The 24,827-nt window shown below is 62.2% G+C and carries 27 protein-coding genes; 10 read left to right on the forward strand and 17 right to left on the reverse strand.

The genetic code is table 11. The features are described 5' to 3' along the window. Positions 1 to 127: 127 nt before the first annotated feature. From AC54AG_RS08325 to AC54AG_RS08335, 3 genes are all read right to left on the reverse strand, one after another. On the reverse strand, positions 128 to 3,229 hold the full coding sequence (locus tag AC54AG_RS08325) for an efflux RND transporter permease subunit (RefSeq protein ID WP_496630004.1): 3,102 nt from the start codon (positions 3,227 to 3,229) through the stop codon (positions 128 to 130). Then, positions 3,226 to 4,332, reverse strand: a complete 1,107-nt coding sequence (locus tag AC54AG_RS08330) for an efflux RND transporter periplasmic adaptor subunit (protein ID WP_496630005.1) — start codon at positions 4,330 to 4,332, stop codon at positions 3,226 to 3,228. The genes AC54AG_RS08325 and AC54AG_RS08330 overlap by 4 nt, the downstream gene beginning before the upstream one ends. A gap of 83 nt (positions 4,333 to 4,415) precedes the next feature. Then, on the reverse strand, positions 4,416 to 5,036 hold the full coding sequence (locus tag AC54AG_RS08335) for a TetR/AcrR family transcriptional regulator (protein ID WP_331776415.1): 621 nt from the start codon (positions 5,034 to 5,036) through the stop codon (positions 4,416 to 4,418). Positions 5,037 to 5,129: 93 nt separating this feature from the next. Between AC54AG_RS08335 and AC54AG_RS08340 the strand changes: the two genes are divergently transcribed. Together AC54AG_RS08340 and AC54AG_RS08345 are read left to right on the forward strand one after the other, a co-directional pair. Then, entirely contained in the window at positions 5,130 to 6,599 is a 1,470-nt protein-coding gene (locus tag AC54AG_RS08340; protein ID WP_496630006.1) for an efflux transporter outer membrane subunit, read from the forward strand. A 122-nt stretch (positions 6,600 to 6,721) separates the two neighbouring features. After that, complete coding sequence (locus tag AC54AG_RS08345; RefSeq protein ID WP_496630007.1) at positions 6,722 to 7,177, forward strand: GNAT family N-acetyltransferase; 456 nt, start codon at positions 6,722 to 6,724, stop codon at positions 7,175 to 7,177. On the opposite strand, the gene AC54AG_RS08350 is transcribed toward AC54AG_RS08345, so the two are convergent. Continuing rightward, the gene (locus tag AC54AG_RS08350; protein WP_128143357.1) at positions 7,174 to 7,569 is read right to left on the reverse strand and encodes a winged helix-turn-helix transcriptional regulator; all 396 of its coding nucleotides are present in this window, start codon (positions 7,567 to 7,569) and stop codon (positions 7,174 to 7,176) included. The two genes, AC54AG_RS08345 and AC54AG_RS08350, sit on opposite strands and share 4 nt — an antisense overlap. Positions 7,570 to 7,731: 162 nt before the next feature. On the opposite strand from AC54AG_RS08350, the gene AC54AG_RS08355 reads away from it, so the two are divergent. The 3 genes from AC54AG_RS08355 to AC54AG_RS08365 all read left to right on the forward strand — a co-directional run bounded on the left by AC54AG_RS08355 (position 7,732) and on the right by AC54AG_RS08365 (position 9,351). Then, positions 7,732 to 8,304 carry an FMN-dependent NADH-azoreductase gene (locus AC54AG_RS08355; protein WP_496630008.1) on the forward strand — a complete coding sequence of 191 codons (573 nt, stop codon included), beginning with the start codon at positions 7,732 to 7,734 and terminating at the stop codon, positions 8,302 to 8,304. A gap of 108 nt (positions 8,305 to 8,412) precedes the next feature. Then, positions 8,413 to 8,700 carry an antibiotic biosynthesis monooxygenase gene (locus AC54AG_RS08360; protein WP_490491349.1) on the forward strand — a complete coding sequence of 96 codons (288 nt, stop codon included), beginning with the start codon at positions 8,413 to 8,415 and terminating at the stop codon, positions 8,698 to 8,700. Positions 8,701 to 8,778: 78 nt separating this feature from the next. Beyond that, the gene (locus AC54AG_RS08365) at positions 8,779 to 9,351 is read left to right on the forward strand and encodes a hypothetical protein (protein ID WP_070302807.1); all 573 of its coding nucleotides are present in this window, start codon (positions 8,779 to 8,781) and stop codon (positions 9,349 to 9,351) included. A gap of 71 nt (positions 9,352 to 9,422) precedes the next feature. Here AC54AG_RS08365 and AC54AG_RS08370 read toward each other — a convergent pair whose 3' ends face one another. Next, positions 9,423 to 9,668, reverse strand: a complete 246-nt coding sequence (locus AC54AG_RS08370; protein WP_070302697.1) for a hypothetical protein — start codon at positions 9,666 to 9,668, stop codon at positions 9,423 to 9,425. Between the two features lie 73 nt (positions 9,669 to 9,741). Then, positions 9,742 to 10,311 carry a sigma-70 family RNA polymerase sigma factor gene (locus AC54AG_RS08375; protein ID WP_331776411.1) on the reverse strand — a complete coding sequence of 190 codons (570 nt, stop codon included), beginning with the start codon at positions 10,309 to 10,311 and terminating at the stop codon, positions 9,742 to 9,744. 440 nt (positions 10,312 to 10,751) lie between these two features. On the opposite strand from AC54AG_RS08375, the gene AC54AG_RS08380 reads away from it, so the two are divergent. Next, entirely contained in the window at positions 10,752 to 10,922 is a 171-nt protein-coding gene (locus AC54AG_RS08380; protein ID WP_161781518.1) for a hypothetical protein, read from the forward strand. A 126-nt stretch (positions 10,923 to 11,048) separates the two neighbouring features. On the opposite strand, the gene AC54AG_RS08385 is transcribed toward AC54AG_RS08380, so the two are convergent. The 7 genes from AC54AG_RS08385 to AC54AG_RS08415 all read right to left on the reverse strand — a co-directional run bounded on the left by AC54AG_RS08385 (position 11,049) and on the right by AC54AG_RS08415 (position 20,226). After that, the gene (locus AC54AG_RS08385) at positions 11,049 to 12,590 is read right to left on the reverse strand and encodes a cryptochrome/photolyase family protein (RefSeq protein WP_496630009.1); all 1,542 of its coding nucleotides are present in this window, start codon (positions 12,588 to 12,590) and stop codon (positions 11,049 to 11,051) included. A 42-nt stretch (positions 12,591 to 12,632) separates the two neighbouring features. Further along, positions 12,633 to 15,104, reverse strand: a complete 2,472-nt coding sequence (locus AC54AG_RS08390) for a penicillin-binding protein 1A (protein ID WP_496630010.1) — start codon at positions 15,102 to 15,104, stop codon at positions 12,633 to 12,635. 74 nt (positions 15,105 to 15,178) lie between these two features. Beyond that, positions 15,179 to 15,574, reverse strand: coding sequence for a hypothetical protein (locus AC54AG_RS08395; RefSeq protein WP_083292648.1), 396 nt, complete (start codon positions 15,572 to 15,574; stop codon positions 15,179 to 15,181). Further along, the gene (gene blaOXA / locus AC54AG_RS08400) at positions 15,571 to 16,383 is read right to left on the reverse strand and encodes a class D beta-lactamase (protein ID WP_070302701.1); all 813 of its coding nucleotides are present in this window, start codon (positions 16,381 to 16,383) and stop codon (positions 15,571 to 15,573) included. The genes AC54AG_RS08395 and blaOXA overlap by 4 nt, the downstream gene beginning before the upstream one ends. A gap of 88 nt (positions 16,384 to 16,471) precedes the next feature. Continuing rightward, positions 16,472 to 19,624: a heparinase II/III domain-containing protein gene (locus AC54AG_RS08405; RefSeq protein ID WP_496630012.1), complete on the reverse strand. Its 3,153-nt coding sequence runs from the start codon at positions 19,622 to 19,624 to the stop codon at positions 16,472 to 16,474. Positions 19,625 to 19,767: 143 nt separating this feature from the next. Next, positions 19,768 to 19,929 (reverse strand): hypothetical protein, encoded by a 162-nt coding sequence (locus AC54AG_RS08410; RefSeq protein WP_175444527.1) that lies wholly within the window; start codon positions 19,927 to 19,929, stop codon positions 19,768 to 19,770. 33 nt (positions 19,930 to 19,962) lie between these two features. Beyond that, positions 19,963 to 20,226 carry a GTP cyclohydrolase, FolE2/MptA family gene (locus AC54AG_RS08415; protein WP_496630013.1) on the reverse strand — a complete coding sequence of 88 codons (264 nt, stop codon included), beginning with the start codon at positions 20,224 to 20,226 and terminating at the stop codon, positions 19,963 to 19,965. 20 nt (positions 20,227 to 20,246) lie between these two features. On the opposite strand from AC54AG_RS08415, the gene AC54AG_RS08420 reads away from it, so the two are divergent. The 3 genes from AC54AG_RS08420 to AC54AG_RS08430 are packed head-to-tail and all read left to right on the forward strand — an operon-like array spanning position 20,247 to position 21,324. Further along, the gene (locus AC54AG_RS08420; RefSeq protein WP_070302703.1) at positions 20,247 to 20,582 is read left to right on the forward strand and encodes an ArsR/SmtB family transcription factor; all 336 of its coding nucleotides are present in this window, start codon (positions 20,247 to 20,249) and stop codon (positions 20,580 to 20,582) included. A gap of 15 nt (positions 20,583 to 20,597) precedes the next feature. Beyond that, positions 20,598 to 20,855 carry a hypothetical protein gene (locus tag AC54AG_RS08425; RefSeq protein WP_046682902.1) on the forward strand — a complete coding sequence of 86 codons (258 nt, stop codon included), beginning with the start codon at positions 20,598 to 20,600 and terminating at the stop codon, positions 20,853 to 20,855. Positions 20,856 to 20,892: 37 nt separating this feature from the next. After that, complete coding sequence (locus AC54AG_RS08430) at positions 20,893 to 21,324, forward strand: hypothetical protein (RefSeq protein WP_034755659.1); 432 nt, start codon at positions 20,893 to 20,895, stop codon at positions 21,322 to 21,324. On the opposite strand, the gene alkB is transcribed toward AC54AG_RS08430, so the two are convergent. Beyond that, on the reverse strand, positions 21,296 to 21,958 hold the full coding sequence (alkB, locus tag AC54AG_RS08435; RefSeq protein WP_496630014.1) for a DNA oxidative demethylase AlkB: 663 nt from the start codon (positions 21,956 to 21,958) through the stop codon (positions 21,296 to 21,298). The genes AC54AG_RS08430 and alkB overlap by 29 nt on opposite strands. Positions 21,959 to 22,052: 94 nt before the next feature. On the opposite strand from alkB, the gene AC54AG_RS08440 reads away from it, so the two are divergent. Next, on the forward strand, positions 22,053 to 22,523 hold the full coding sequence (locus AC54AG_RS08440; protein ID WP_046682905.1) for a heme-degrading domain-containing protein: 471 nt from the start codon (positions 22,053 to 22,055) through the stop codon (positions 22,521 to 22,523). Here the strand turns inward: AC54AG_RS08440 and AC54AG_RS08445 are convergent. Genes AC54AG_RS08445 through AC54AG_RS08455 form a run of 3 tightly spaced genes read right to left on the reverse strand, consistent with a single transcriptional unit; the run spans position 22,520 to position 24,695 of the window. Then, complete coding sequence (locus AC54AG_RS08445) at positions 22,520 to 23,212, reverse strand: aspartate/glutamate racemase family protein (RefSeq protein ID WP_496630015.1); 693 nt, start codon at positions 23,210 to 23,212, stop codon at positions 22,520 to 22,522. The genes AC54AG_RS08440 and AC54AG_RS08445 overlap by 4 nt on opposite strands. 15 nt (positions 23,213 to 23,227) lie before the next feature. Beyond that, positions 23,228 to 23,986: an SDR family NAD(P)-dependent oxidoreductase gene (locus AC54AG_RS08450; RefSeq protein ID WP_496630016.1), complete on the reverse strand. Its 759-nt coding sequence runs from the start codon at positions 23,984 to 23,986 to the stop codon at positions 23,228 to 23,230. Then, on the reverse strand, positions 23,970 to 24,695 hold the full coding sequence (locus AC54AG_RS08455) for a GntR family transcriptional regulator (RefSeq protein WP_070302809.1): 726 nt from the start codon (positions 24,693 to 24,695) through the stop codon (positions 23,970 to 23,972). The genes AC54AG_RS08450 and AC54AG_RS08455 overlap by 17 nt, the downstream gene beginning before the upstream one ends. Positions 24,696 to 24,827: the final 132 nt, after the last annotated feature.

Consider the following 24,827-nt stretch of genomic DNA (forward strand, 5'->3'; position numbering starts at 1 on the left):
ACGGCCCAAGTCCAAAACCCAGGCTCCCCGGGTCAAGCGAGCCTGAAAAATGCCGAGGGCAAGGCGCAGCGACGCAGACAGTACGCAAGTACGGCAAGGAAGCTGCAACGCCGCCCTCGGCATTTTCTCAGGCCCGCGTCTCCGGCCCGCTGTTTTCAATCTCCGCCACCGTTGCCTGCCCCCGTATCCGGAACCATATCGCATACATGGCGGGCAAGAACACCAAGGTCAGCACCGTGCCGGCAAACGTGCCGCCGATCAGGGTATAGGCCAAAGTACCCCAGAATACCGAATGGGTCAGCGGGATAAACGCCAGAATGGCCGCCAGCGCCGTGAGGATCACGGGACGCGCGCGCTGCACGGTCGCTTCCACCACGGCGTCGAACGGCGCCAGGCCGGCCGCCTCGTTCTGGTGGATCTGGCCGATCAGGATCAGGGTATTGCGCATCAAAATGCCCGACAGCGCGATCAGGCCGACCAGCGCATTGATGCCGAACGGCTGCTGGAACAGCAGCAAGGTAGGCACCACGCCGATCAGGCCCAATGGGCTGGTCAGGAACACCATCACCATCGCCGAGATCGAACGTACCTGCAGGATGATCATCAGCAAGGTCAATGCCAGCATGATGGGGAACAGCGGCAGCATGGCTTGCGTGGCCTTGGCCGATTCCTCGATGGAGCCGGCCTGCTCGATGCGGTAGCCGGCCGGCAGCTTGTCGATGACCGTTTGCAGCTGCGCCGTGATGGCGCCCGAGACGTCGGGCGGCTGCATGCCGTCGGCGATGTCGCCGCGTACGGTAATCGTCGGCTGGCGGTCGCGCCGGCGCATCACCGGTTCTTCCGAGCGCACCTCGACGCTGCCAACCTGCGACAGCGCGATGCGCTCGCCATTCGCGCCGGCCAGGGTCAGGTCGGCGATGCGCGCCGGGTCCAGCCGCACGTCGCCGGCCGCGCGCGCCACCACCTGCACCGTGCGGATATCTTCGCGCACGGCCGTGACAGGCACGCCGCTGAGCAGGAACTGCAGTTGCTGCGCCACCGCGGCCGACGTCAGGCCCATCGCCTGCAAGCGCTCCTGCTGCAGGCTGAAATGCAGGGTCGGCGTACGCGTGCCCCAGTCGGTATTGACGGTGCGCATCAAGGGGCTGGCCTGCATCACGGCTTGCACCTGGCCGGCGATGCCGCGCAACACCTCGGGATCGGGGCCGCTGACCCGGTAGGCGACGGGAAACGGCGAATACGGGCCGAACACCAGTTGCGTGACGCGCACCCTGGCCTCGGGCGCCAGCCCGGCGGCCACCGCCACGCGCAAACGCTGCTTCAGGGCGTCGCGCGCCTGCTGGCTGTCGGTGCGCACGACGATCTTGGCAAACGACGGGTCGGGCAATTCTGGCCCCATCGCCAGGTAAAAGCGCGGCGCGCCCTGGCCCACATAGGCCGTGACGATCTTTGCCTCTGGCTGGCGCGCCAGCCACGCTTCCACCTTGGCCGCCGCGCCGCTGGTCTGCCCGATCGCGCTGCCGTAGGGCAGCTGCACTTCGATCAGCACTTCAGGGCGGTCCGAGATGGGAAAAAACTGCTTCTTGACGATGGCCATGCCCAGCACGGCCAGCACGAACAGGCCGATCACGGTGCAGAACACCAGCCATTTGCGGGCGATCACGCGCCCCAGCAGCCGGCGAAAACGGTGGTAGCGCGGCGTATCGTACAGCGCGTCATGGCCGCCAGCGACGTGTTTGAGTTCAGGCAGCAGCTTCACGCCCAGGTAGGGAGTGAACACCACCGCCACCACCCACGAAGCGATCAGGGCGATGCCGACGATCCAGAACATATTGCTCGTGTATTCGCCGGCGCTCGAACGCGCAAAGCCGTTCGGCATGAAGCCCACGGCCGTGACCAGGGTGCCGGCCAGCATGGGCGCGGCCGTGTGGCTCCAGGCATAGGCGGAGGCGGCGATGCGGCTGTAGCCCTCTTCCATCTTCACGACCATCATTTCGATGGCAATGATCGCGTCGTCCACCAGCAGGCCCAGGCCCAGGATCAATGAACCCAAGGTGATGCGGTCGAAGTTCTTGCCCGTCGCCGCCATCACGATGAACACCACGGCCAGGGTCAATGGCACGGCGGCTGCCACCACGATGCCGACCCGCCAGCCCATGCTGATAAAGCACACCAGCATTACCACCAGCAGCGCGGCGAGGAACTTGAGCATGAATTCATCGACGGCCGCGCCGATATTGACTGCCTGGTCGGTGACCTTAGCCAGGCTCATGCCCAGCGGCATGGCGTCGCCGATGGCCGTCACTTCCCCGTCCAGTGCCTTGCCCAGGTCCAGCCCGTTCCAGCCGTCGCGCATGACTACGCCCAAGAGCAGCGCGGGCTCGCCGCCATTGCGCACCATGAAACTGGCCGGATCTTCCTGGCCACGGCGCACGGTGGCGATATCGGACAGCGTCAGGGTGCGCCCCTGCGCCGCCACGGGCGTATCGCGGATCTTTTGCAGCGCGTCGAGCGCGCCGTCGAGGCGGATGAATACCTGCGGTCCGCGCGTTTCAACGGAGCCGGCCGGGCTCAAGGCATTCTGGCCGTTCAGCGCGGCAAACACGTCCTGCGCCCGAACGCCCAGGGTGGCCAGGCGCTCCTGCGAAAACTCCACGTAGATGCGTTCGGCCTGCTCGCCGATGATATTGACCTTTTTCACGCCCGGCACGTGCAGCAGCCGCTGGCGCAGGGTTTCCGCCTCGCGCACCAGCAGGCGCTGCGGCTCGCCCTTGGCTTTCAGCGCATACAGGGCAAAGGTGACGTCGGCGTATTCGTCATTGATCATGGGGCCGATCACGCCGGCCGGCAAATTGGCCGCCTCGTCGCCGGCCTTCTTGCGCGCCTGGTAAAACTCGGCCTGCACCTGGTCGGGCGGCGTGCCGTCGAGCAGGGTCAGTGTGGTGAAGGCCAGGCCAGGCGTGGTATAGGTCTCGGCCCGTTCGTACCAGCGCAGCTCCTGCAGGCGCTTTTCGATCTTCTCGGCCACCTGGTCCTGCATTTCGCGCGCGCTGGCGCCTGGCCAGGCGGTGACGATGGTCATCACCTTGACCGTGAACGCCGGGTCTTCGGCGCGCCCCAGCTTGAAGAACGACAGCAGGCCGGCCAGCGAAATGAGACAGATCAGGAACAGGGTGACGGAACGCTCGCGCACGGCCAGCGCGGACAGGTTGAAGCCGGCCGCGCTCATGGACGCGCTCCCGCGGCGGCGGCCACTGGCGCCTGTTCGACCCTGACCTGCTCGCCCTGGCGCAGCAGATGGGCGCCCAGCGCGACGATGCGTTCGCCCGCCTTCAGGCCATTCACGTCGGCGCCATCCTCGTGCAGCCGCAGCAACCTGACGGGCCGCCAGCTGACCTGCGACGGCGCGCCGCCGATCACCCACACGCCCTGCCCCTTGCCCGCGTCATGCAGGGCCGCCAGCGGTACTTGCACGCTGGCGGCGCCAGCTTGCGCGCCGGGCAGGCGCAAGGTGACGGTGGCACCCAGCGGCGCACTTGACAGCGCCGCATCGAGCACATAGCGCGCCTCGAAGGTGCGCGTTTGCCGGTCCGCCGTCTGCGACAGCTGGCGCAAGGTGGCCGGCACGCTGGCACCCGGCCTGCCGAACAGGGTAGCCTGGCCCGTGGAGCCGAGCGCTGGGCGCAAGGTTTCCGGCAGCTGGATCGCCGCTTCGCGCCGGCCGTCATGGGCCAGGCGCACCACCACCTGCCCGGCCGCGACCACCTGGCCCGGTTCGGCCAGGGTATCCATCACGATGCCGTCGGCGTCGGCCAGCAGCACCGCATAATGCAGCGCATTGCGCGCCACGCCGGCCTGGGCTTCGGACGCCTTGAGCTGGGCGGCGGCCGCGTCAGCCGCCGCCTTCACCTGGTCGTAGCTGGATGCCGAGATGGCGCCCGTGCCGCGCAAGTCGCGGTAGCGCGCTTCTTCATCCGCCGCCTGGCGCGCGCGGGCGCGGTCAGCCGTGACGGCGTCCTGCCGGGCCTGGAACAGCAGTTGCAAGTCGTCCGCGTCGAGGCGCATCAATGGCTGGCCACGGCGCACGGCCTGGCCGGCGTCGACCAGCCGTTCGCGCACCTTGCCGGCCACGCGAAAACCGAGATCGCTCTGCACGCGCGGCGCGACCACGCCCGTGAAGCTGCGCGTGCCCGCTTCGGCGCCCTGCACCGTGACGGCACGCACCAGCGGCGTGGCCGTGCGCGGATCGGCCTGCGCCTTGTCGGCGCAGGCGCTCAACACCAGGGGTAAAGTGGAAATGACAACAGATGAAGCGAGGCGGCGCCAGCGCATAGGAATTCCATGAATGAGTGATCAGAGCCCTCATTCTGGTACTAGTGACCAATTAAGTCAATCGTCACTTATCATTGAAGCGGCTATGGCGACAAACTGCGCAACACCAGACTGGACAGCTGCACCACGGCCGTTTCGCTGCTGTCGACGCTGTGTTGCAGCAGCAAGGGATTGACATAGGGGCGCATCACCAGGTAGATCGCGCTGGCCGTTTCGTCGAGCGGCGTCTTGCGTTCGAAGTCGCCCGTCTTGCGCCCCTGCTGCAAGATATCCTGCAGCAAGGCCCCCATCGCCAGCTCGTAGGCCTGCACGGCCGGCCAGCGCTCGGTGGCGGCCGAAGCGGCGATGTCGTACAGCTTGCGGTCCTGGAAAAACAGCCGCAAGCTGGCCTCGACGCTGGCCTTGAACATGCGCCGCAGCTGCTCTGGCGGCCGCCCGGCCGCCGCGACAGCCGCCTTCACCTCGGTCTCGATCTGGTGCAGGCAGTTGCCGCAGATATGCTCGCCGATCGCTTGCTTCGATTCGAAGAATTTGTAGATATAGGCCTTGGAAAAGCCGATTGCCCTGGCCAGGTCGGAGACGGTCGTCTTTTCATAGCCGTAGCGGCTGAAGTAATCGGTGGCGGCGGCAACGATCTGGTCGCGCACGTCGTGGCCGGCGGGGCCGCGTGCTGGGCTGGGTGTGTCGGGTGTGGTGGAATTCATGGCGACAGCTTAACGCGCCGCGCCGGAATGCACAATAAGTGACCAAACTGTATTATAGTCACACATTATTCTCTTTTGAACTGGAAGACCACCATGCCACTGCCACGCCTGCGCCTCCCCTTTCTGCTGATCGCTGCCGGCCTGGCCGCCACCGGCTGCACCGTCGGCAACGATTACCACCGGCCCGAGCTGCCGCAAGCGGCGCAATACCTGCACCAGGCGGCGCTCGGCGCGCGCCAGGACGCTGACTCTGCCGAACTGCGGCAGTGGTGGACGGCCTTCGGCGACCCGCGCCTGACCCGCCTGGTGACGGTGGCGCTCGCGCAAAACCTCGACCTGGCGCAAGCGCAGGCCAGGGTCAGCCAGGCGCGGGCGGCCATCGGTGCGGCCGACGCCGCGCTGCTGCCGTCGGCCAGCCTTGGCGGCCAGGCGGCGCGCGCCTACCAGTCCGTGCAAACGCCGCTGGGCCAGGTCTTGAACGCCACGCCAGGCTATGAACGCGCCGGCAGCGCGCGCGAATTGAACCTGCAAGCATCGTGGGAACTCGACCTGTTCGGCGGCCTGCGCCGCGAACGCGAAGCGGCGCGCGCCGATTACGCAGCGAGCGAAGCGGGATGGGCCGCCACGCGGCTGGCCGTGGCGGCGCAAACGGCCGACCTGTACCTGACGATCCAGGGGCTGCAGGTGCGGCTCGACCTGGCGCGCCGGCAGGTCGGCACGGACGCGGCGCTGCTGGAACTGGCCACGCTGTTATATGACAAGGGGTTGGCGAACGAGCCGGCGCTGCGGCAGGCCGAAGCGTCGCTGGCGCAGGCGCGCGCCGTCGTACCCGGCCTGGACACGGCACGCGAAGTGGCGCTGCATGCGCTCGACGTCATGCTGGGCGCGGCGCCAGGCACTTATGGCGATGACATGGCAGCCGCCGGCGTGATGGCGCGCGCGCCGCGCATCACGGCCGGCGGCTCGCCGGGCGAACTGCTGCGGCGCCGGCCCGACCTGATCGCCGCCGAACGGCGCCTGGCCGCCGCCAGCGCGCGCACCGGCGCGGCCGTCGCCGAGTATTACCCGAAACTGAGCCTGGGCGCGCTGTTTGGCAGCGCCACGGCCGGCGGCGCCCTGTTCGGCAGCGGCTCCGGCCAGGCCGCCGGCATGCTGGGCCTGCGCTGGCGCCTGTTCGATTTCGGCCGCATCGACGCGCAGATCGAAGCTTCCCGTGGCCAGGAAGCCGAACTGCTGGCGGCCTACCGGCTCGCGGCGCTGCACGCCGCCGAAGACGTGGAAAACGCCGGCTCGGCCCTGCTGCGCCACGAAGAGCAAGCTACTTTACTGGCGCAAAGCGTGGAATCGCTAGAGCGCGCCCGCGCCGCCTCGCTGGCCGCCTACGAGAAAGGCGCGGTCAGCCGCTTTGACGTGCTGCAGGCCGACTCCCGGCTGCTGCGCGCGGCGGACGCGCGTGAACAGGTGCAAACGGCGTCGGCGCGCGCTGCCGTCGCCACCTACCGGGCGCTGGGCGGCGGCTGGCAGGCGCCGCAGGCGGGGACGGAGGCTGTGGCAGCCCGGTAAATGCCGATGGCGGCCATGCCATTATTGTTCCACCGCTGCCTGGCGCGGGCGGTGGAACAGCATTGCCTTTTGAGTAAGTTTTCCGCATACTCGTACGCCCTACCTTTTCATTGCCTTTGAACATGACCATCAGCCTGCGCGCCGTCACGGCCGACAATTTCGACATCATCAGCGAACTGCCCCTGCTGCCCCAGCAGCGCGACTATCTGGCCAGCAACGACTATTCCATCGCGCAGGCCTGCTTTTACCCCGCCACCATGCATACGCGCGCCGTGTATTGCGCCGAGGAGGTGATCGGTTTCCTGATGTTCGTCTCGCCTGACGACGAAGATCCGCCCGGCCACTATCAGATCTGGCGCTTCATGGTCGACCACCGGCGCCAGGGACAAGGCCATGGGAGGGCTGCGCTCGCCCTGGCGCTGGCGGAAATCCGCGCCCGACCGGATGCGCGCAGCATCGAGATTTGCTACAAGCCAGGCAATGCCAACGCTCAAAAATTCTATGCCAGCATGGGCTTCGTGGAAAAAGGCATGGATGCCGATGGCAACGACATGCTGGCAGTCATCGAACTGGCTTAACTGTCCTGCGCCGCGTTCGCATCGGCCCTGGCATCGAACGCCAGCCGCGCCGCATCGATGGCATCGCGGTGGCCATGCGCCCAGGCGCCCAGCGCGCTGATGGGTATCAGCAGCGAACGTCCCAGGTCCGTCAGCGCGTAGTCGACGCGCGGCGGCACGGTGGGAAACACGGTGCGCGTCACGAGGCCATCGCGCTCGAGCCCGCGCAAGGTCAACGTCAGCATGCGCTGCGAAATGCCGCCGATCAGGCGGCGCATTTCGTTGAAGCGCTTGGTGCCATTGCCCAGCAAGATCACCACCATCACGCTCCATTTGTCGCCCACGCGCGTGAGGATGTCCGTGATCGGGCGGCAGGAAGCGGCCACGCCCGCATGGCCGCCCTCGTCGCGCATGCGCCGTTCCAGCTCCGCCCCTTGCGCGGCGGCGTCGCCAATAGTCACATCCGTGTGCCTCAGTGTGGAAAAAGTGCCTTCTTGTGCGTTCATTTGATAGTCACTATATTTACCTCGGTTACAAAAACATACCACCCGATCATACCACCCAAGAAGGCCCATATGAACATCCTGCATATCGATTCGAGTATCCTCGGCGAGCATTCCATCAGCCGCCAGTTGTCCGCCGCCATCGCCGCCCGCCTGCAAGCGGCCGCGCCTGGCGCCACCGTCCACTACCGCGACCTGGCTGCGCAACCGTTGCCGCAATTTACGACCGCGCCCAGCGACGCCGACGGCGCGGCGCTGGCCGGCGCGCTCGAGCAAGTGCTGGCCGCCGACGTCATCGTCATCGGCGCGCCCATGTACAACTTCGCCATCCCCAGCCAGCTCAAGTCGTGGCTCGACGCGCTGGCCGTGCCAGGCAAGACCTTCCAGTATGGTGCCAACGGTCCCGAAGGTTTGCTGGGCAGCAAGCGCGTGATCATCGCCTCGACGCGCGGCGGCTACTACGGCGCCGACACGCCGATGGCCAGCCTGGAGCACCAGGAAAGCCATCTGCGCGCCTTCCTCGGTTTCCTCGGCATCACGCAGATCGAGATCGTGCGCGCCGAAGGCGTCAAGGTCAGCGATGCGGCCAGGGCGCAGGCATTGACGGGCGCTTTCGAGCAGATCGGCGCGCTGCAAGCGGCCTGAGAAATGCCAACTGCGCCGCACGCTGTTGCGGCGCAGCCCCATGGTAACCGGCCGGCAAGGAAGCGCCAGATACGCTAAGCTGCCGGAACCCCAACCACAAGGACCACCATGACCCTGATCATCGTCGCCACCATCGATGCCCAAGCCCAACATATCGACGCCGTGCGCGCCGCCCTGGAAGCCGTCGTAGCACCGAGCCGCGCGGAAAGCGCCTGCCTGCGCTACGAACTGCATCTCGACAACAAGATTCCCACGCGCTTCATCATGCTGGAAGAATGGGCCGACAAGGCAGGCCACACGGCGCATGAAGCGACGCCGCACTTCAAGACGCTGGTCGCCGCCGTGGGCGACAAGGTCGTCAAGATCGACATCGCGGAATTGAGCAAGCTGAAGTAAGGCCGGCGCGCCGCGCTAGCGCGTGGCCGTATTAGAAAGTTGCCATCTATAATATGGCAACTTTTCTTTATGGCCATCATGACTCCATTTTCCTGCATACGCGGCGCCGCAGCGGCTGCCGCCTTGACCCTCTGCATCAGCGCTTCGGCGCAAGCTCCCCTTCCTTTGACCAAGCTGGTGGGCGAATACAATCTTGCCTCGTCGGCAACCGTGCCGGCCAGCACCTGGGGCTATTCCAAGGGACGCATTTTGGTCAAGCAACTCGATGAGCGGCATCTGATGATCGTCCTGTCCTGCGAGTGGAAACGCGAACCGAAGGCCGTCTGCGGCGATTATTTCTATGCCCAGCAACGCGACGACGGCCTGTATCTGCAGGACATGAACACCTTCGCCATGCGCCTGTACTTCGATCCCGCCTCGCGCAAACTCACCATCATTTCGCGCGGCGCCGACGCGAAACAGAGCGTGCGGCATGACGTATTCGCCGCCACCACCGCGCCGCTCACGGACCCCGCCCTCGTGCGGCGCATGAAGCGCGAACTGTCGAATGCCGACAGCAAGGAAAACCGGCGCGTGTTCGGCCCTTACACCAAGTGGGACTACCAGGAAAACCGCATCGAATTCCAGCGCCAGGATTTGACGGCGCCGTGATGGCGCGCCTGGGCGGGCTTGAGACGCGATACGGTCTGGCCCGCAATGGGCCTGGTCGGCCGACGATGGACCTAGCGTTTTTCAATTCCGATCATTTTTGGCGGCGATGGATCTTTTCTGCGCTCGCATACCAATACGCGCAATGCGACAGCTAGCGACACGCCATTTGTGTGCAAGTATTTTGCCGCCACAGCGGTGCCAAGCATTTCTTGGAAGATAATCGCCACATCTATTTTTTGTGCGGTCAATGCGTCGATCCGCCTGGGATGATCAAGCTCCAACTGCACGAGGCCACCGATGTAATTTTTATTTACCATGTAAATTCATGTCAAGTATGGAACAGGCACCGTAACCTCCCGCTTCGGGACTACCGTAGTTCGGCAGCCCCCCTCATTGATCTTTTTCCAGTATCTTACGTATCTCTGCCCTTACTCTGTGAATACGGCTTCGCACAGTTCCCATCGGGCATCCCATCCTTATTGCAATCTCGTCATAGCGCATACCTTCATCCTCGCGCAACAATAATGCCTTTTTCAAGGGCGCCGGCAAATTGGCGATTAATCGAATAATTTCCATCCCCGTTTCCATTGCACTGCATATCTCTTCCGGACTATCTTCATGAACCATTTTCAATGCACCAATGGAATAATCCGTATCATCAATTAAATCAAGCGAACTTGATTTAATTTCCCCGTCACCACGATAATCAGACCTTATACAGCGCATGGCCATTGAATATAACTTTGGATAAAACATCGAACACCCACAACCTCTTTTAAACCATAGAAAAACATTGAAAAATATAAGCTGAACCATGTCATCAATATCTTCCTCGCGAGGAATGGACTGACTTACCAAATTTCTTATGCGGATACGATATCTGATATACAGCGCATGAAATGCCGATGCAGTATTCACACAATTAATTTCTAATGAGAAATTTTCATTTCCATCGGACATGTATCACTCACTGTAGCCAAAGTTGATCTCATATCCTAGCAGCAAGAATATATCCTCAAGCTAACACCCAAAAGAACATTGATTTATATCAATACATGCAATACAAGATATTTAATATTATAAAAAAATAAATCTATATTCCCTCAAGAAATAATTAACCACGAAATGTTTTTTATGCACGTAAAAATAACACTGTTCCAGACTTGATTAAATCTATTGAGGTAATTAATGTTTCCTTATAGAAATTTTCTATTGATAGCTTATTGACGTGTTCGCCTTCGTGCGCAAGGATAAATGTTTATGTAGTAATATTAAAAAAATATTCAAAGCATTTTGGGTGAGCATTCCTGATGAGTAAAAAAACAAGCACTTCATACGTCATCGAGTTTACGCAGCGAACGACGCGGGTATTGAGGTCGCTCAATGTGGAGTCTGGACGAATGAAGATTGACATCAAAGATACGGCGATGCCGTTCGACACCCGAATAGTCGATGCCTGGATCAGCATCGAAGACGGCATCCTGTGGCTGGAGCATGAAACGGGAGATGAGTATACGGTGAGAATCAGGCTTGCCACAGTGCTGCGCTGGTCACGTCAACCCAAATGGTAGCCAGGCTGCCGGCGCCACGCGGCAGTTTTTGCCACCTTCTCTGCTACAGTTTCTTCATGCCACCCTGCTGAAAGCGGGGTCGGGCGCAATACCCTCCGAGCAGGTCGCGGGCCATATTGCCTGGCGTTACAGGGAATCGAGCCTGGCCAGCATCGTGGCAGCCTGCTGCCGGAAAGCCGCGATTGTCGCCTCGTCCATTTTCTCCAGCTGGCGATACGCCATGCCTATGCGGGGATTGCGCTCCAATGTGTCCGCGTTGCGATGGAAAAAATCCCAGTACAGGGCATTGAAGGGACAGGCGCGCTCGCCGATGCGCGCCTTTTTATCGTAATGGCAGCCTTTGCAATAGTCGCTCATGCGGTCGATATACGCGGCGCTCGAGACATACGGCTTGGTGGCCAGCAGCCCGCCATCGGCGAACTGGCTCATGCCGGCGGTGTTGGGCAGTTCCACCCATTCGAAGGCATCGATATAAATGCCCAGGTACCAGCCATGCACCTTGGCCGGATCGAGGCCGGCCAGCAGCGAGAAATTGCCGATCACCATCAGGCGCTGGATGTGATGCGCGTGCGCCTGTTCCAGCGACTGGGTAATCGCCCGCGACAGGCAATGCATCTTCGTCTTGCCATCCCAGAACCATGACGGCAGCGGGCGCGCATGGCCAAAGAAATTCTTTTCGGCATACCCCGGCATCTGGGCCCAATACACACCGCGCACATATTCGCGCCAACCCAGGATCTGACGTATAAAGCCCTCGACCGCAGCCAAGGGGGCATGGCCGGCGTGATAAGCCGCTTGCGCCCTGGCGACGACTTCGCGCGGATTAAGCATTTTCACGTTCAGCGCGAACGACAGCAGGGAATGAAACAAGCGCCACGCCTTGACGCTCATCGCATCCTGGAAGTCGCCAAAATGCGGCAAGGCCCGCTCGATGAAGGCATCGAGCTGCTGCAGCGCCTCATCCCGGTTCAGCGCCCACGCCAGGCGGTCCGCACGCGGCGCGCCGAAGCTTTTCACGCCGGCCGCGACGATGCTTTCCCATAGCCGAGAATGGTCATGCACGGTGCGCGGGTCTGGCGGCTCGGCGGGCGTGCCGCGCCAGGGCTTGCGGTTATCGTGATCGAAGTTCCACTGCCCGCCCATGGGCTTTTTCGCGTCCTCCATCAGGACTTGATGCGCGCTGCGCATCTGGCGGTAGAAGAACTCCATCAGCCATTGCTTGCGTCCGGCGAAAATATCGGCTGCCTCGTGGCGGGCCGTGTAGAAATGGTCGCTGTCGACCATCCGCCATGGAATGCGCGAGCGGCGCCCGGCCTGGTACAACTGCTGGTCAAGGCGCCACTCGTCTGGCGCCTGGTATTCGAAGGCGCAAGCGTCATAGCGAAGAATCAGCGCTTCGATATTCTCCGGTATCGAGCGCGTGCTCGCCACCTCGTCGATGGCGATGTAATGCACCGTGTGGCCGCGCTGGCGCAACTGGCGCGCCAGTTCGCGCATGGCAGCGAAGATCGCCAGGATTTTCTGCGCATGGTGCAGCACATAATCGGTTTCCTGCCGCACTTCCATCAAGACATAAATGGTGGCGTCATCGACTTCGGTGAACCAGCGGTGCTGGGCATTGAGCTGGTCACCGAGTATCAGGCGCAGCGTGGGCTTCGGTGAGGTCATGGTCATTCTTTGCAACGGTTGCATTCGCCATGGCGGCGGCGTTTATCCCTGCGGTGCCGGCACCGGCTGCGGTACGGGAGCTGGCGCGGGCGCAGGAGCAGGAGCAGGCTCCGGCACCGCCTTGCCATGCGATTCCTGCCCGCCATCGCCTTCGGCCGGCATGGCCAGCGGCGCCGGCGGCGCGCCCTCTTGCAGCAAATCTCCGGGCTCTTCCACCGGTTCATCCTGTGGTTCCTCGACCGGTTCCACGTGGCGCAGCGGCGGTGGCGGCTTGCCGCCGGGGAAGATCGCGTCGCGCGACAGTTTTCCTGTGTCGAGCGCCGTCTTGAAGAAGTCGCCCACCACCAGCACGGCGTTGTGGCCGCCCTGGCCCCAGTAATTGCTGCGCATGGTGACGCGCGCGTCGTTGAATCCGACCCAGGCGCCGCCCACCAGTTCCGGGTGCATCAGAATGAACCAGCCGTCCGCATTGTTTTGCGTCGTGCCGCTCTTGCCGGCCACGTCGGAGCGGATGCCGAAACGGCTGCGGATGGCCGTGCCCGTGCCGCGGTCGATGACGCCGCGCATCATGTCCGTCAGGGTGGCCGCCGATTCGGCCTGCATGGCGCGCTTGGGCTTGTCTTCGCCGAAACGGGCGATGACCTTGCCTTCGCGGTCCGTGATATGCGTGACGACAAACGGCAGGCGCGCTTCGCCCTGGGCCGCGATGCTGGCGTAGGCGTTGACCATTTCCAGCAAGGTGACGGGACTGGTGCCCAGCGCCAAGGACGGCACTTTTTCCAGCTTGCTGTCGCGGATACCGAGCGCGCGCGCCAGCTTGATGATCGGCGGCAAGCCGACGTCCTGCATCACTTGCGCCGTGATCGTGTTTTTCGAGTAGACGAGGCCGTCGCGCATGGTCATGTCGCGCCCCGTCGTGCCGCTCATGTCCGTCGGACGCCATTTCGTGCCATCGGCCGCCTTGATATCCATCACTTCATCGCGATAGACGTGCTCGGGGCTCAAGCCCTTTTCCAGCGCCGCACCGTACACGATGGGTTTGAAGGTGGAGCCGGGCTGGCGCGCCGCCTGCGACACGTGGTCGAACTGTTCGCGCGCAAAGTCGCGGCTGCCCACCCAGGCGCGCACGGCGCCCGTGGCCGGGTCCATGGCCGTAAAGCCCGCTTCCAGCCGCGTCTTCGACTTGCGCAGGGCTGCCATGAAGGCGCGGTCGCCCTTCAGCTGCGCCAGCGCCGCCTCGGGCGTGCCGCCGGCTGCCGTCAGCTTGCGGTAGTCGCCCGATTCGCGCACGAAGCTGTCGAGCAAGCCAGGATGCGATTTCCAGAAATAATCAAACGCCACGCTACCGCCCTGCATACCCGCGTACATGCCCGTCGAGGTGGACGACGGCACGCCGGCGCGGCTCCATTCCACGTCGGCGATCGCCTGCAAGGCATTTGCCTGGCGCTCAACGGCGCGCTCGGCCGCCTGCTGCAAATCGTAATCGAGCGTGGTGTGCACCACGAGGGCATCGAGTTCCAGGTTGTAATCGTTTTCGTCAGCCCACTCGATCAGCCACTTGCGCACGTAGGCCGTGAAGTGGCTGTCCGATTGCGCCCGCTCGCTCTGGCGCTCGAAATGCAGGCGCAGCGGCCGTTTCACCAGCTGCTTGTAGCGCGCCTCGTCGATGACGTCGTGCTTGCGCATTTGCCCCAGCACCACGTTGCGGCGCTGCAGCGAGCGTTCTGGATTGCCGACAGGATTGTAGTAATTCGTGCCCTTGAGCATACCGACCAGGGTGGCGCTTTCGAGGATATCGAGGCGCGAAGCGGGTTTGTCGAAATAGGTGCGGGCCGCCATCTCGATGCCGTAGGTGTTGTACAGAAAAGGCACCGTATTCAAATACGCTTCGAGGATTTCCGTCTTGCTGTAGGTGGCCTCGATCTTGAGGGCCGTGATCAGCTCCTTCAGCTTGCGGTTCAGGTTGCGCGAGCGGCCGATTTCTTCGGGGAACATATTGCGCGCCAGCTGCTGCGTGATGGTGGAACCGCCCTGGGGGTTGCCGCTCGCCGTGTGCAGGATGGCGCCCGCCGTGCGCGTGAAATCGACGCCGTGGTGGTCGTAGAAACGGTGGTCTTCCGTCGAGATCAAGGCGCTGATCACGTTCGGCGAAATCTGTTTTAACGTGACCCGTTCCTGCAAGCCCTGGTCGAAGCGGGCCAGTTCCTTGCCGTCGGCGCTGACCATGGCGCTCGGCGCGGCCGCGCGCGCCTGGCGCAAGTCGTGGATGCTCGGCGTCAGGGGGATCAGCAGCAGCATGTACAAGGTCAGCAGCGCCAGCACGGCCAGGAAAGACCAGAGCCCCAGCACCAGCGCGCGCCGCACGGGCGGCAAGATCATCAAGTGCGCGTGACCACGCCGATACAACGCCACCGCCCTCATCCACGCCGCGCTTCCCACCCGCAATGCCTGCGCGCGCGTCCACATCCATGCCTGCCTTGCTTTTTCCTGAAACTGCTCCATGCCTGATGCCATGCCTGTAACCTTGTCTGATGCCGGAAAATCCGTTTCAGCAAGTATATAGGGCGGGCAACAAAGCGGGCCGGAATTTACGCCAAGCAAGCATCGAGGCGTGCCACCGTGACGCCGACATACGCGCCCACGCAGCGCGCATCATGCGTCGTAAACGGGTTTTCCAGTTGCAGCAAGCCACAATCGCAGATGACGGGATCGACCTGGGTCACGACGCCCAGCGCCAGGTAGCGCCAGCCGTCAAGCCGGCGCAGGCCCTGCTCCCGGCCAGGGTTGGCACGGAAGATGGCGTCCCAGTCGTCAAGCTCGCCGGGCATGGGCCACAGTTCGAGCTGGACTTGCGTGCCGGCGGCCATCTGCGCGCCGCCAAACTCGTCCATCACGTGCAGGCGTTGGCCGCCCACTTCGATGACGGCTTCCAGATACTCGCCTTCGGAAGCGATGAAGGTGGCGGCAACGATGCTGGCCGTCACTTCTGCGCCTGCTCCAGCAGGGCCGGCAATTCTTTCAGCATCGCTTCGCGCGTGCGCAGGCCTGCCGACTGCTGGCCCTTCTGCTCGTCCTGCACCAGGCGCGCGAACACGATGCTGCGTTCGCCCTTGCTGGCCCAGCCCACGAACCAGCCGTAGCCATGCGCTTCGTCGAAGCTGCCGTCGGCCTTGCGCGGGAAGGCAGCGCCCGTCTTGCCATGCACTTGCCAGCCGTCCACGTCGGCCAGGCGCGTCAGGCGCCGCGTCTGCTCCATGGCCTGTTTCGACACGGGCAATTGATCGTTGACCAGCTTGCGCAGGAAGCCCAGCTGCTCGAGCGGCGAAATCTTCAGCGAGGAGCTGATCCACGAGCGTTCCAGGCTATTGTCCTTGCCCTTGTCGCCCGACACGTCCGCATTGCCATAGCGCAAAGCCTTCGCGTATTTCTGGAAGCGCTCGGCGCCCAGCGCCTGCGTGATCTGCTGCGAATACCAGACGACGGAATACTGCATCCAGCGCGACGGGTCCGTATCCTGGCGCCAGGCCTCGCCGCCCCAGTCCACATAGCCCTGGCGATATGGCAGGCTGGGCTTGTGCTCGTCCTTGAGGAAGCCGGCGTCATAGCCCATCAGGCTGAGCGCGATCTTGAACGTGGATGCGGGCGTGACTCTGTCGAGGCAATTACCCTCTTGCAGCAAGACCGTGCCTGTTTTGGCGTCGGCCATGGCCGTGCAGATGGTGGCGGCCTGGGCCGCCGTAATAGAAAAGGCCGACAAGGCGGCCAGGAACGCGCTCTGCAAAGAAAGATTCATGCGTTTATTTAAATAAAAAATGGTCGTCAGTGCCCGGCAGAATGCATGGCCGGGAGCCGGTAGGCGGCACACGCCGCCTACCGCTATTCTACATGCCGATATTGACTACACCCTCGGCGGAACTGCGGTAAGTTGCACTACCCGGCGGCGCCTGCGCCAAAACCAGCTGTTCCCCATCTGGCGTCGCAACCCGGCTCAACAAAAAGTCCGTGTTCGGCAACAATCCGGTCGCCAAGATGGTGCCAGCCGAGGCCGGCGCATTCCAGCTCATGCGTGCCGATGGCGCCGCGTCGCGGTTGAACGCCACCACCGTCTGCGTACCGATCAGCACAGCTTCCGTATGGCTGTCTGCCACCAGACGCTGCGCCGAACCAGTGCCCGCACTGCCGCTGCCCAAGTCATTGTCCGCCACGTGCAGGGCATGCAGGAAATACTGAACCGCTCCGGCAGGCACGCTCCCCGAAGCCTGTACCTCCAGGCGCCAGGCGCCGATGTCGCCCGTGACGCTGGTATCGGTGGCATCAGCCACGGCCCTGGGTGGATAATTGCGCCATTTATAGCTGTTATCCGCCTGCAAAACCCGTACTGTGTAACGGCAATCACCGGTGGGCCCGCCAGGTAATAAGGTACCAGGTCCGAAGGCAGAATCGGCGTTGATCTGGTCGCATTGCCCACCCGCGTTCAGTCCTCCAACCTTGGTAATTACGGCCGTCTCAGGCAGCAAGGTTTGCGCAATCAGCATGCCGCCGCCATTGCGAATGGTAATGCTACGCGCATCGGTGGCAGCATAATTAAAACGGTATTGCCCATTACCAAGTGCGGTGGCCGCCACTGCCGTGGCGGGTTCGTTGACCGTATGCAGCAAGAAGGTGGCGGGTGCGGCATTTGTACGCACACTGTCGAAAGTCAGGACAATGGGCAGGGAACCGGTCGCCGGCGCCGGCAGGTAGACGACGCTGCGCAAGAATCCATTCGCCTGATCCAGTTTGGACGAAGCATAGGCTTTGCTCGCGTTGCCGCGAGCATAAGTATAGCCAGGGGCATATTCATAATTGACAATGCCACCCAGAGCGTTCATCGCACCAGGCTGGATTTCTTCCAGGGTTGGGTATGCCGCACGCGCGCTGCCCACCCATTGTCCACCGTCATTGCTGAAGTCCACCTTGCTCGTCCCGCTGCCAGCCCGCTGAAAGCGCTCATTGGCATCAAACGCAATGATTGTGTTGTGGGCAATGCTACGCGTATAGTAATTGGTCCAATGAGCGCTGCCATAGCTGTCATACCTGCCGGAATCGACCAGCAACGGCCCCTTGTAATTGAGAGAAATGCTATTCTGATCCAAATGATGGTGGTTATCAGTGATAAATGATGTGGACTTGAACTCCAGCAAGGTCGCGTCCGGGTAAGCCCAACGGTCGCGCATCAGCACTTGCCCCGAACGGCGGAAGTGGCGCGACAAATCCAGATCGACAGGCTGATGCAAGCTTGCCTGATCGACGGGCCAAAACAATTGCTCCAGGATGTAGGGGTAGCGATTTGGCGTATAGCGCTGGCCATGCACCTGTTTCTGGTAATAATCCCAGGCATTGCCATCCCTTGCATGGGCAGCGGCCCATAGCGCAATGCTGCCCACCAAGGGAAAACTTGACAATGTGGCAAAATTGTCGCCACTGGCTGGATAACTTTTATCGTCACGCTGTCCATAGATGTACGGATAGATGGTTTTTGGCAGCCATTGCGAAGCTTGCCCCATGTCGCCTGCATTTTGCGTAGCGGTATTCCACAGCAGCAGGCGGGACGGCAAGTCGGTCAGACTATAAGAAAATCCTGAGTGGTATCCGCCATCGATGGAGATATCGCGCCGCACCGCCAGAAAACCCTCGTTAAAATGGCTATACGCCGTTTCTATCATCGGCAATACGTCGTCATTCTCCGGTCCGACGATGGCCAGCAAGCCGACAGCAGCACCATATACGCTGCTGAAATTCATGCCAGCCATATAAGCAGTTGCGATGGATGGCTGGGACGGCGAAGCATGGCGGTTCCAGTTACTGAAGATGGGCTTGACAGCGCAGTCGAACGAGGAGATTGCCATGCCTTGCTGGCCACAAATTTCACTTAGCAGATTGGTGCCGCCGGGTGCCGCCTGCGCCGTAATGGTATTGCGGATAGTGGCAGCCATGGCCGTCCGATAACTGGCCTGTGCAATATCATTCGGCACAGCGCTGGTGCCCAGCTCCGTGTATAGCCAGTCATACAGAATTCCCAGTGCAATCACACGCCCGCCCATGGACATGTCGCCGCCAGCATTTAAGGGGACGATACGTAACTTGTCGATATAATTTAATATCGCCGCATAAAAATCTGGATCTTTCGTTATTTTATACACCAGTGCCAATTGCTGCGCAGATTCGACAATCCCATTGCGATGTCCGCTGGCGGTATTGCACACTTTCGGCTGCGTCCAGGGTGAGGCAGCGGTTGGGCACATACTCAACGATGTCACATCCGATTTGACAAGCCGTGTCAAATCAAACCAGGCGGTGGCCAGTTCCATATCGAGTTTACCTAGATAACTGACAAGGATATTTCCCTGGCCGTCCTTCAACACGAAATTACTGATAGGTTCATTTACCCTGCCCGGAAATTGAAAAGCGGTCTGGTCAGGTGAAAATTCGACCTTGCCTGTGGATGTCTCACTCAGCCATTCCAATCCCATCGCCACGTTGACATCACCAATTTTCAGGCTGGTGGTTTTCGTACTGCTATTCCAGCTGAACTCGATCCGTGTAGCCACGCCGATTGGCATCTCGATCGTCTTGTAAGCGATGTAACGCGCAGGGCTCGTACCGATTGCTTTTTGCAGCATACCAATCTGAATTCTGGAAATCCCCGGCGTATCGCCATCAATATGCCGTATGAATATGCCATTTTTACCATTGTTGACATTCATTTCGCCAAAAATGAACTGCTCGGCAGCATCCACCGCCGGATTTCTTTTCGATGCAGTAAAATCAAATGCGATGCTCCCAGCCGCGCCAGGAAAAACCGCTGGACCCAAGGGTAACCGACTCTTCAAATTATCTATTGCAAGTTGCGTCGTTAATATGCGCGGATGTTGCGGAGAAATTGAAAATGATGTTGCGCCGACATTCAAGCTGAGCAGACACAAAGAAGAAAGCAATAATAATTTCCCTTTTGCACTCTTTTTTTGAACAGGCAACCCACTCCAGTCTTGCATGCAATTCCAGACTCCTGACATATACTTCCCCATATTGAGCACTATTAAATAATCAGATATTCACCACTTGCAAGGACGATATCATTTTTTTAAGTGCATGGGAAATTATTAATATGCCATTATCTTCAAACGGAGCAGCCTGGCTACCCCTTGAGCTTGTTTAAGGACTCCCGTTTCAGCCGCTCCTCTTCCAGCTCGTCCATACCGAGCTTTTCCTCGTCGATCAGCGCATGGTCGCGCCGCTCTCGCTCCACTTGCTCTTCCAAGCTGTCTTCGTCAGGCTCCTGCGCGATTTTCTCCGGCATGCTGTCTACCTCCACGGTGGTTGAGTGAAAAGCTCAGGCAAGCTTGCCCGCCTGCGCCACGGCATCGTGCGGATGCAGGCTTTCCATATGCCGTACGGTAACACGCGCCTGCGCATAATGTTGCGCCAGCGCCGCCTGCACGCGGCGGGCCGCGTCTTCCACATACATCAGATTAGCACCATTCAAGCGCGCGAACGCCTGCTCGTCCGCCCTTCTCACGGCAGTCTGCAGAGGCGGCGCCATATTGCAAGTAGCTTGCATTAATATGATGCGATATTTTTCTTGACGCGCTAACACATGTCAGATAATGTTGACACATGAAAGACATAAACACACCACCGACGGGCGAGCGCTTGCTGCTCATGCTGGCGGCGCTCGACAACCCGCACCGGCTGCGCATCATCGCGGCGCTGGCCAGCGGCGGGCGCAATTACATCAGCCAGCTGGCGCGCGACCTGGGCATCAGCCGTCCCCTGCTGCATTTGCACCTGCAAAAGCTGGAACACGCGGGACTGGTCACCAGCCAGCTGGAGCTGTCGCACGACGGCAAGGCCCTCAACTATTTCGAGGCCAGCCCATTTGAATTGCGGCTGACGCCGGCCAGCATCGCCGCGGCGGCATCCTCGCTCACTCCCAACCCGGATCAATCCTGAACTGTAGAGGTCATCATGTCTGAAAATATCTTTTTTGCCGCCTTCTTCTTCCCCTGCACGGCCGCCGTCATCATCTTCGCCCTCAAATACACGTCCGGCATCGTGCAGGCGCGCGCCAGGCTGGCGCAGGACGGCGCCTACCAGGAGCTGGCCAAGTCGATGGCCGCCGCACAGGTGGAAACGGCAGCGTCGCTGGCCGCCTTGAGCGCATCCGTGGCGCAGATCCAGGCGCGCCTGGGCAGCCTGGAAACCATCCTCAAGGAAGTCGAATAAAGCCCTTCATCGCCCCCCATGACCAGGAGACCGCACCATGAATACCGTATCGACCGCCCGTCTGTATGCGCTGCGCGCCATGTATCTGCTGGTCGTCCTGGGCCTCGGCAGCGTGCTGTGGCCCGGCATCGTCACGCCGCACGCGCCGTGGGAACTGATGCGCGGCACCGTGAACTGCATGCTGGCCGCGTTTTCATTGCTGTGTTTGCTGGGTTTGCGCTATCCGCTGCAGATGCTGCCCGTGTTGCTGTGGGAAGCGCTGTGGAAGACCCTGTGGCTGCTGCTCGTGCCGCTGCCGCAATGGCTGCACGGCGGGGTAGATCCCGCCACCATGCAATATGTGTTTGAAATATCGTTCGTCGTGCTCGTCTACCTGGCCATTCCGTGGCGCTACGTGCATGCCCAGTACGTACGCAAGCCAGGTACGCCATGGCGCCAGCTCAGGCAGCCTTGCGAAACGTCAAATTGATGCGCTGCGCGCCCAGCACCGCGTGTTCGCCTTCCTTCAGCGGCGCCACGCCGTGGAAGCGCAGGCGGTCGGCGCCGCCCCATACCACCACGTCGCCATGCAGCAGGCCGATGCGCGCCGCTTTGTCGCTACGCTCTGCGCCGCCGAACAGGAAGGTGGCGGGCAAGCCCAGCGAGACGGAAACGATGGGCGCGTTGAAATCGCATTCATCGCGGTCCTGGTGCAAGGCCATGCGCGCTCCGGGCGCATAGCGGTTGACCAGGCAGGCGTCGGGAACAAAACCAGGATAGCCGGCGGCCAGCGCCGCCTCTTGCGCCAGGCGCAGGAATACGGGGGGCATCGGCGGCCAAGGCAAACCGCTGGCCGGATCGAGGCGCGCGTAGCGGTAGCCGCGCCCATCCGTGACCCAGCCAAGAGGGCCGCAATTGCTCATGGCGACCGACATGCGCAAGCCGCCCGGCGTGGCCATGTGGCGCAGGGGCGCGGCCAGCACGATGGCGTCCAGCGCCGGCAGCACCTCGTCCAGATAAGGCAGCGCAAAACCGCGCAGCAGGATGGACGCGGACGAGCCCGGCACCAGCGGCACGGGGCCGGCCGGGACTTGCTCTTCATCGGCGAACAGGGACAGGTTCATGTTGCCTATTTTAGCCGCGCCACACAAAAAGCGCGCGCGGCTGTCCCGTGGTGCGCTACAGTAGCGCTTCCAGCCACTACCGCCCTCTTTCACGATGGATCATTACGCCGATTTGCTGCAAACCCTGGCGCAACAGGAAGAATCCCTGCAATTCGAACGCTTCGACAACGATGCCGCGCTGGCCGTGGGCCTGTGGATCGTCGAAGAAGTGCGCAAGCGGGGCAAGGCCGTCACCGTCAACATCACGCGCAATGGCCAAGTGCTGTTCCACCACGCCATGACGGGCGCCACGGCCGACCAGGCGGACTGGATACGCCGCAAGAACAACACGGTGCAGCGCTTTTGCCGCAGCTCCTACTACATGGGCATCTCGTATAAAAGCCGCGGCAGCACCTTTGAAGACGTGAAATACCTCGATGACATCGAGTACGCGGGCCACGGCGGCGCTTTCCCCCTGCTGATACGCGGCGTGGGACTGGTGGGCACGGTGACCGTGTCCGGCCTGGCGCAGGCCGACGACCATGCGCTCGTGGTGGCCGCGCTGCAGGCGCAGCTGGAACGCTAGGTTTCCAGCGCCCGGCGCAAGGCCGCGCGCGCCAGCAGCCGCGTGGAGTCCAGGGCCGGCAGCGGCGAATTGGCGTCGCTGATGATCAGCGGGATTTCCGTGCAGCCGAGGATGACGGCGTCGCAACCCTGCTCGCGCAAGCCGCCAATGATGGCCTGGAAGCGCGCCACGCTGTCCTCCTTGATCACGCCCGGCACCAGTTCTTCCATGATGATACGGTTGATCTCGCTGCGTTCGTCCTCGCCGGGCCGCACGCACCCGATGCCGCGCGCGCCCAGCTTGTCCGGATACACGGCGCTGTCGACCAGCCAGCGCGTGCCCGTCAAGCCCACTTTCTGGAAGCCACGCGCGGCCGCTTCGGCGGCGACGACGTCGGCGATATGCAGCCACGGCAGCGGCGAACGGGGCGCCATCAGTTCGAACGCCTGGTGGATGGTGTTGTCAGGACAGATCAGGAACTCGGCGCCGGCCGCGTGCAGCTTGCGCGCCGACGCCAGCATCAGCTCGGCCACGCCGGCCAGGTCGCCCCCGTTCAGGCACTCCACGTAGCGCGCCAGCGGCGGCGTATGCATCGATACTTCCGGGTGTTCATACGCGCCCAGCGCATGCGCGCCCTCTTCGCAGATCGTGCGGTAGCACAGGGCCGCGCCTTCGGCCGAACAGCCGACGATGCCGATATGTTTGCTCATGCTCTTCCTCCTAGATTAAATGCGCTGGCCGCCGTCGATGGGAATTTCCGCGCCCGTGATGTACGAGGCGCGCTCGCTGCACAGGAACTCCACCAAATCCGCCACTTCGGCAGTCGTGCCCAGGCGGCGCAACGGGATTTGCGTGTCGACGATGTGCGAGGTGCCCGGCGACAGGATGGCCGTGTCGATCTCTCCCGGCGCGATGGCGTTCACGCGTACGTTCAGCGGCGCCATGTCGTTGGCCATTTCGCGCGTCAGCGATGCCAGCGCCGCCTTCGAACTGGCGTAGGCGGAACCGGCAAATGGGTGCACGCGGTAGCCGGCGATCGAACACAGGTTCACGACGGAGCCATGCGCGTTCGACAATTCCTGCGCAAAGCCGCGCGTCAGGGCCAGCGGCGCAAAGAAATTCGTGTTGTACATTTCCTGCCACGTCTGCATGTCGGTGGTCAGCGAATTGACGCGCGAACCGCCCGGCCCCTTCGGCGACACGCCCGCATTGTTCACCAGCGCGTGCAATTTGGAGTCGCCCAGCATGGGGCGCAGGGTGTCGACCATCTGCCCGATCTGGCTCAGGTCCGACAAATCCATGCACACATGCGTGTTGTGCTCCTGGCTGCGCGGACAGCCGCCGGGAATCGGGCTGCGCGAGACGGTGATGACCCGCCAGCCCAGGCTGCGGAAGCGCTCGGCCACCGCATGACCGATGCCGCGGCTGGCACCGGTGACGATGGCGGTTTTCTGTTCAATTTTCTGTTCAATCTTGTGCTTCATGTTCTTCCTCGTCCTTTTCTTTCTGTGTTGCCCCGGCGTGCATGCGCTCCTGCCGCATCACATACGCGAGCATCTGCGTCCCGCCGTCGAGAATGTCCTGTTCGATGGCGCGCCGCGCGGCCGCGCCGTCGCGCTGGCGCAGCGCGCTGATGATGGCGTGGTGGTGGCCCACCCGCATGTCGGGCGAAAAGCTCGCGTAGCCGGCGGCGATCAGCGGCGCCGTCTGCATCCATAAATGGTCGACGAAGCGTTTCAATGTCGGCATGCCGGCCGCCTGCGCCAGGCCCAGGTGAAACGCCTGGTTGCATTGCAGGGCCGCCGGCAAGTCGTGGCGCGCGATGGCTTCTTCGTTCGCCTGCAGCAGGCGCTCGAGGTCAGCCAGGGTGGCGTCGTCGATGCGCTGCGCCGCCTCGAACGCGCCCAAGCCTTCCAGCTCCAGGCGCAGCGCACGGATTTCCAGGTAGCGCGCCACGCTCAGCACGGGCACGCGAAAGTCGCGCGGCGAGCGCAGCACCAGCGCCTCTTCCTGCACCAGCTGCAGCATGGCGTCGCGCACGGGCGTGACGCTCGTGCCCAGCTGCAGCGCCAGTTCGCGGATGCGCAGCCGGTCGTTGGGCTGGAAGCGCCCGGCCGCCAGCGCATCGCGCAGCGTCGCATACACGGACTTGCCCAGATTGACGTGCACCAGGCTGTCCAGGGGATGGTTCATAGTGGTTTTCAGATTCAAAAAATTATGATGCATCATACATCAAGGGATAAAACAGCGCTTTTCCATGCGTGCGCCGCAGACAGGACGCAGCGCAAGCACGTACAATCAGCCGCCACCGTATCGAAAGGAACG

This window comes from Janthinobacterium sp. BCJ23 (assembly GCF_059617945.1).